The sequence below is a fragment of the Propioniciclava soli genome, from assembly GCF_014858005.1.
Lineage (GTDB): Bacteria > Actinomycetota > Actinomycetes > Propionibacteriales > Propionibacteriaceae > Propioniciclava > Propioniciclava soli.
Genome location: NZ_JACYOT010000038.1, coordinates 1 through 1,388 on the forward strand (window position 1 = coordinate 1; position 1,388 = coordinate 1,388).

The following is a 1,388-nucleotide window of genomic DNA, read 5'->3' on the forward strand; positions in this document are numbered from 1 at the left end:
GCCGAGCACCACCGGGCCGCCCTCCTGGCCGAACCGACAGCGCGCCCCAACCTCCGCCTGGTCGACGGCAGCCAGGTCGACCCCGACACCGGGGAGATCCTCCGATGAACCCCCAGCCAGACCAGCAGCTCGACCTGCTCGACTTCATCCCCTACACCGACGGCGGTCGGCAAGGCGCCCCACCACCGCCCCCCGAGGTCACCCAGTGCCGGTGGTGCCACCACAGCGAACCCAACGGACTCCTGCTCCGCAACAACCACACCCCCGACAGCTACCGCGCGATCCAGACCACCTGGTGCATCGCCATGGACCTCACCCTGAGCCACCTCATCTACTGGCAACGACGCATCCACGACCAGGACGCCACCCCGACCAGCCGGCGCCGCCCAAAGCACGAGGAGGACCCCCGCCAGGGCATGGCGCGCAGCATGGAACGCGCCCTGGTCGTGTGGCAGCACCGCCGCGACGAGCTCGACGCCCAACTCGACGCCCTCGACATCCCCCGACCCCACCGAACCGAAGAGGCACCGCCCGTCATCGAGCACGTACCCACCCGGCAACCGCCGGCCGCACCCATCCCCGAACAACGAAGCCACCAGCCCCCGGCGCCATCACCCTGACCCGTTCCCAGACGCCATCCACGTCAAGCATCAATGGTGGGGTCGACCCATCAAGGGTGGGGTTGATACTTTAAGGGTGGCGGTTGCCCCCCCGAGGAGTGGGGGAGCGTGCGTACCGGAAAGCGTCAGCGGCGCCCGCGACAATCGAGACGACCAAACAGGCGAGGAAAGGCGGACGTGGTGAGCCAGGACTTCGAGTACGTGACCATCGGCCCCAGTGACGAGTTCAGCGTCGGGACGTCCCCCGATGGGGAGCCCGGCATCCTGATCGAGCAGACGGCGTTCGAGGAACCGGATCGGTGGCTGTGCTTCGGTGAGGGGTTCGATGACGTGCGGCGGATGCGCGAACTGGCCGCTGCCCTGCACGACCTGGCCGCCCGCGCCGAGCGGGGGGAGTGGCGGACGGCATGAGCGCCGAGAACGAACCCGCGGCCGACCCGGGCCAGTTCCTGCGCGAGGTCGCCAACGCCGATGAGGGCTGGTCGGAACGCTACGGCGGTCCGGAAGGGATCGCCCGCTGGACCCTGAACCTGCAGGACGCCCTCAAGGAACAGGCCAGCGACCTGGCAGCGGTCCGAACCGCCGCCATCCGGGAGATGCTGACCACCCGCTCCCTGGCCGACATCGCCCAAGCCCTCGGCGTCAGCAAGCAAGCCGTGTCCAAGGCCGCCAACAGCCCCACCTGGACCGACCCCCGTTGGTGACGTGGCTGGCCAGGACGAGGCCAGCAACCGAGGCCGACGCCCTCGGGGGCGTCCGCCGGCGGGC

The 1,388-nt window shown here is 70.0% G+C and carries 3 protein-coding genes; all 3 read left to right on the top strand.

The window, feature by feature from the left end; genetic code table 11:
* Positions 1-104: 104 nt before the first annotated feature.
* The 3 genes from IFY26_RS17405 to IFY26_RS17415 all read left to right on the top strand — a co-directional run bounded on the left by IFY26_RS17405 (position 105) and on the right by IFY26_RS17415 (position 1,324).
* The gene (locus tag IFY26_RS17405; protein ID WP_232550273.1) at positions 105-620 is read left to right on the top strand and encodes a hypothetical protein; all 516 of its coding nucleotides are present in this window, start codon (positions 105-107) and stop codon (positions 618-620) included.
* Positions 621-800: 180 nt separating this feature from the next.
* The gene (locus IFY26_RS17410; protein ID WP_232550274.1) at positions 801-1,031 is read left to right on the top strand and encodes a hypothetical protein; all 231 of its coding nucleotides are present in this window, start codon (positions 801-803) and stop codon (positions 1,029-1,031) included.
* Positions 1,028-1,324 (top strand): hypothetical protein, encoded by a 297-nt coding sequence (locus IFY26_RS17415; protein WP_166233269.1) that lies wholly within the window; start codon positions 1,028-1,030, stop codon positions 1,322-1,324. The genes IFY26_RS17410 and IFY26_RS17415 overlap by 4 nt, the downstream gene beginning before the upstream one ends.
* The last annotated feature ends 64 nt before the right edge of the window (positions 1,325-1,388 follow it).